The sequence below is a fragment of the Desulfurellaceae bacterium genome (assembly GCA_021296095.1).
Taxonomy (GTDB): Bacteria; Desulfobacterota; Binatia; order Bin18; family Bin18; genus JAAXHF01.
In genome coordinates this window covers 1-4,566 of the sequence record JAGWBB010000140.1, presented here as the reverse complement: position 1 = coordinate 4,566, position 4,566 = coordinate 1, and the positions used below count along the sequence as shown (strand labels likewise).

Genomic DNA, 4,566 nt, shown 5'->3' with positions numbered 1-4,566 from the left:
TTCCCCAGTTGGAGCAAGAGCGGGCGGGGGACACCCAGCGCTGGCAGACCCAGGAGATGCTGGGCAACGTGGTCGAGTTCCACCGCCGTGAGGACAAGCCCCTGTGGTGGGCGACCTTCGACCGTCAGGCGATGAACGAACAGGAACTGGTTGAAGACCTCGACTGCCTGGGCGGACTGCACCGGGAGTCGGACCGGCCCATTCCCATCAAAAGATCCGCCGGCTTCTGGTACACCTTTGATCCCGACCAGGATACCAAGTTGAGCCAGGGCGCGAGCTGCTTTTTTGCCCACGATCTCGATATGACCACCGACATCCATGAACTGGACCGAGACGCCGGTCGGGTGTGTCTGAAATTTGGGCCGAGCAAGCTCAGGCAGCTCGGGGGCGCTCCTCCCCCGGCCAGGCTGTCCCTGATTCCAAATGAACACGTCTCGGCCGAGGTCATCGCCAAAGCCATAGAACACACCGCCCGAAGCTGGCACGAAGATCGTCAGCTGTCTCCGGCTCTGGCCGATTTCCTGGCCCGCCGACCGCCCCGCCTGGCCTCAGCCTCCCAGGCCGATTCTCAGGCCCTGGTCGCTCCCGGCGAAGACCTGCAGGCGGCCGCGCTGCGTCTTGTGTCGGGGCTTGACCGGTCCACCCTGTGCATCCAGGGGCCGCCCGGTACGGGCAAAACCACGCTGGCGGCTGCGGTGATCGTGTCTCTCTTAGGCCAGGGGAAACGCGTCGGCATCAGCTCGAACAGTCATGCGGCGATTCTGAACCTGATGCAAAAATGCGCCGAGCAGCAGAACGGACAGCTCGCCTGTCTCAAGGTCGGTGGCCCGGGAGACGCGCCGTTATTCCGCCACTGCCGGGGCGCGCGCCACGTCACATCCATTCGGTATGCCGTGCCCGAACTGGACCAGGTCGGGCTGATTGGCGGCACGGCGTGGGCCTTCAGCGCCGCCTCCATGCGGGACCAGCTCGACTATCTGTTTGTTGATGAGGCCGGGCAGGTTTCGACGGCCAACCTGATCGGGATGTCAGCCTCAAGCCGGAACCTCGTCCTGCTGGGCGACCAGATGCAGCTCGGCCAGCCGATACAGGGCTCGCATCCCGGCCACAGCGGCCAGTCGGCTCTGGACTACCTGCTCCAGGGCCGGGCGACCATTCCCGAGACCCTTGGACTTTTTCTGGACACCACCTGGCGTCTCCATCCGCAGCTGTGTCACTTCATCTCCGAGACCATATACGACGGCCGCCTGCGGGCCGCACCGCCGACCACGCACCGGCTGGTCCGCAGACCCACGGACGGCGGGCGTCACATCCGCCACGAGGCAGGTCTCGTCTTCGTGCCGGTTGAACATACGGGCAATACCCAGGCCAGCGCTGAAGAAGTCGGTCTGATCCGGGAGATCGTCCACGAGTTGCTGGGCCGCGAGCTGACCGACGAACAGGGCCGGTCGGCGGGGACGGTCGGACTCGACGATATCCTGCTCGTTGCGCCGTATAATATGCAGGTGCGTCGGTTGCAGTCGGCCCTGGGAGCGCAGGCCCGGGTCGGCTCGGTCGATAAATTCCAGGGCCAGGAAGCGGCCATCGTGATCGTGTCGATGTGTGCCAGCCTCGGCGAGGCGTCGCCACGCGGCATCGACTTTCTGTTCAACCGCAACCGTTTGAATGTCGCTCTGTCCCGGGCGCGCAGCCTGGCCATTGTGGTGGCCCACCCCGGCTTGGCCCGCACGCGCTGCACCACGCTGGACCATATGGCGGCGGTGAATGTCTTCTGCCGGGTGGTCGAAGAGGGCTCCCAGCCGGCGGGGACGGAAGACCGGACATGAGCACGTTTCGCAAGTACCTGTTGCTCCAGATCCCGGGTTGGATCGTGTGGGGACTGATTCTGGTCGGGGCTCACTCGTGGCTCAACCTGCCGCTGTGGAGCGGTCTCGTCCTGCTGGGCCTGGCCGTCGGCAAAGACTTTGCCCTGTATCCGTATGTGCGCTCGGCCTACGAGTCCAACGTCAAAACCGGGGCCGCCCGCCTGCTCGGAGCGCGCGGGCAGGTCTACCAGGCGCTGAATCCCCAGGGCTATGTGCAGATCAACGGCGAGCTGTGGCGGGCTGAAATTAAACCCGTCGATCAAGAGGCGGGGCAGCCTGCGCGGTTCCAGGCGGAAGAGGCCGGCCTCTCCCTGCCGACCGGCAGCCGGGTGACTGTGCGCGCCTTTCGGGGGCTGACTCTGGTTGTCGATCCAGAAGAGCCCGGGCCATAAAAAAGCCCCGCACGTGGCGGGGCTGGGAGAATTTTGGATCGGGGCGCGTAATGAAACGCCCCGTCCGGCTTACTTGGCTTGCAGGGTCGAACCTGCGGTCACATCAACCGGAGCCTGGCTGGTCTTGGGCGTCCAGCTGTGAATCTCTTGTCCGACGGTTCTGGCGAACAGGCGCATGCACTGCTCAACCTCGTCGTAGGGCAGGCTCTGATAGCTGAAGCAGCCGTTGACCTCAAAGTCGCCGATGACCTCGCGGCGTTTGCGGACCTTCTCAACCAGCATGTCGGGCGTGCCCCACAGGTTGGCGCTCAGGAAGTCTTCGACAACGGCGTCCATGCCGGCAGCCTTCATCTGCTGGGCCGCGTTGGCGTAGTGGGCATACGACTTGCCGGTTTCGGCAAAGTGGTCGCCGGTCATCTCGTAGTGCTCCATCACGCTCCAGTAGTAGCCGACGATATTGACCCGGGCGATCTCTTCGGCGCGCTTGGCGTCCTCGGTGCAGGCCACAAAGTCGGCGCAATTGATCGGCGGCGCTTCTTCCCCGTTGTTGTGCTTGCGGAAGTTCTCGCGGTACTGGTGGATGTTGTCGGCAACCTTTTCCCAGCCCATCTGGGAGAACATCATGGCTCCCAGGCCCAGGCGGGCGGCCACATCAAACGACTCGGGCGACATGCACACCATGTAGCGGCGGCCCTTGAAGGTCTTGATCGGCCGTGGCCGGACCTCGATCCGCGCCTGTTTGTAGTACTGGGTGTCGGCTTCCACAAAGCCGTCTTCCAGGCCCTTGACGATAATCTCGGCCGATTCGTTGAAGCGGTCCCGGGCTTCGGACATGTCTACGCCAAAGCCGCGATACTCGCGCCGCGACAGCCCCCGGCCAAGACCGAGCACCGCCCGTCCGTCGGACAGGTGATCGAGGAGGACCATCTTCTCGACGACACGCATCGGATTGTTCCAGGGCAGAATGATCGCGCCGGTGGCCAGCTGGAGGCGCTCGGTCCGGGCGGCGATATAGCTCAGATACTGCATGTTGTCGGGGCAGATCGAGTAATCAAAGAAATGGTGCTCGACCGGCCAGATGACATCGAAGCCCATGTCTTCCGACTCGATGGCCAGGCGGGTTTCGTTCTTGTACATTTCCCGGTCGTCGTGGGCCTTATGGTTTTGCAGCACCATCTGTATTCCGATTCTCATAGTCGCTCCTTCCTTTCCCCTGAGGGATATGCTCACACCAGAATATCGGGCTACCCTAGCCGAATCGGGCCGGTCCGACAAGGTGTGTGGGCAGACCCGGGAGACGGCCCTGTCATTGTCAAAGAGGGCTTCAGCAGTATCCCCCCGAGAGAAGACTTGTATTGTGAACGGCGTTGCCGTACACTTCACATGATGATCGTTCGCTCTATCCGCCACAGAGGATTACGCCGGCTGATCGAGGACGATGCCCCCCGATTCCTGCAGCACGACTTGGTCGGCCGGGTGCGTAAGATCTTGACGGCTTTAATCCTGGCCGAGGACTTGGATAGCTTTATTGCCGACGCGCCTCGTGGCTGGCGCGTCCACCGGCTCTCAGGTGACCGGCAGGACGAATGGAGCGTTTCGGTAGCCGGCAATTGGCGGATCACGTTTGAAGCAGAGGGCGGCTACGTCGTCCGCTTAAACTTGGAGGATTACCACTGATGGCTACCAAGGGTATCAAAGTGAACATGACCCCTTCGCATCCGGGCGACTTCATCCGCACGGAGGTCATCGAGGAGTTGGGTCTGACTGTGACGAAGGCGGCCGAGATTCTGGGAGTTCGCCGGGCAACGCTTTCGGACCTGCTGAATGGTAACGCCGCGCTATCGCCAGAGATGGCGTTGCGCATCGAGAAGGCTTTTGACGTGAGCATGGATATGCTGCTGCGGATGCAGGCCTGGTATGACGCTGCGCAGATGCGCGCCCGCGCAAACGAGATCAGCGTCCAGCGGTACGAGCCCGCCTGATCGACACCGCTCTGACTAAGCCCGTCTCCCCATCAAAGAGGTCGAACGCAAATCCTGGCCCTGCGTAGTCGTTCCACTCTCTGCTGTAGCTTCTTGCATCGAGGCGTGAAATTGTATCGTCACTCCCGCCCGCCTCCCAAGTCGCAGTCAAGCCCATGCAGAAATGACACACCACCGATGTCGCTAAGGATGAAACGGTTGTGCAGTTCTTTACCGCCGAGACGTTCTTTCCAATAGTATACAGTGAGTTCTAGAGCGGTTCACCATTATCTGTAGCCACAATGCTGGAAGTAATGATGGCATTCGCGGGGAGAGAAGCCCGTCAAG

At 62.2% G+C, this 4,566-nt stretch carries 5 protein-coding genes; 4 read left to right on the top strand and 1 reads right to left on the bottom strand.

What is annotated here, in order from left to right; translation table 11 throughout:
- Both J4F42_21390 and J4F42_21385 read left to right on the top strand, forming a co-directional pair.
- Window positions 1–1,826 (top strand): AAA family ATPase (locus J4F42_21390; GenBank protein MCE2488077.1); only part of this gene is annotated, 1,826 nt, incomplete at its 5' end.
- On the top strand, window positions 1,823–2,257 hold the full coding sequence (locus tag J4F42_21385; protein MCE2488076.1) for an NfeD family protein: 435 nt from the start codon (window positions 1,823–1,825) through the stop codon (window positions 2,255–2,257). The genes J4F42_21390 and J4F42_21385, both read left to right, overlap by 4 nt.
- A 69-nt stretch (window positions 2,258–2,326) precedes the next feature.
- On the opposite strand, the gene J4F42_21380 is transcribed toward J4F42_21385, so the two are convergent.
- The gene (locus J4F42_21380) at window positions 2,327–3,451 is read right to left on the bottom strand and encodes an LLM class flavin-dependent oxidoreductase (protein MCE2488075.1); all 1,125 of its coding nucleotides are present in this window, start codon (window positions 3,449–3,451) and stop codon (window positions 2,327–2,329) included.
- A gap of 189 nt (window positions 3,452–3,640) precedes the next feature.
- On the opposite strand from J4F42_21380, the gene J4F42_21375 reads away from it, so the two are divergent.
- Window positions 3,641–3,934: a type II toxin-antitoxin system RelE/ParE family toxin gene (locus J4F42_21375; GenBank protein ID MCE2488074.1), complete on the top strand. Its 294-nt coding sequence runs from the start codon at window positions 3,641–3,643 to the stop codon at window positions 3,932–3,934.
- Window positions 3,934–4,239, top strand: coding sequence for a HigA family addiction module antidote protein (locus J4F42_21370; protein MCE2488073.1), 306 nt, complete (start codon window positions 3,934–3,936; stop codon window positions 4,237–4,239). The genes J4F42_21375 and J4F42_21370 overlap by 1 nt, the downstream gene beginning before the upstream one ends.
- Window positions 4,240–4,566: the final 327 nt, after the last annotated feature.

Bases quoted from the DNA above. Each gene is read 5' to 3' on its own strand.
- J4F42_21385 (MCE2488076.1), top strand. From the start codon at position 1,823: ATGAGCACGTTTCGCAAGTACCTGTTGCTCCAGATCCCGGGTTGGATC.
- J4F42_21375 (MCE2488074.1), top strand. From the start codon at position 3,641: ATGATGATCGTTCGCTCTATCCGCCACAGAGGATTACGCCGGCTGATC.
- J4F42_21370 (MCE2488073.1), top strand. From the start codon at position 3,934: ATGGCTACCAAGGGTATCAAAGTGAACATGACCCCTTCGCATCCGGGC.
- J4F42_21380 (MCE2488075.1), bottom strand. From the start codon at position 3,451: ATGAGAATCGGAATACAGATGGTGCTGCAAAACCATAAGGCCCACGAC.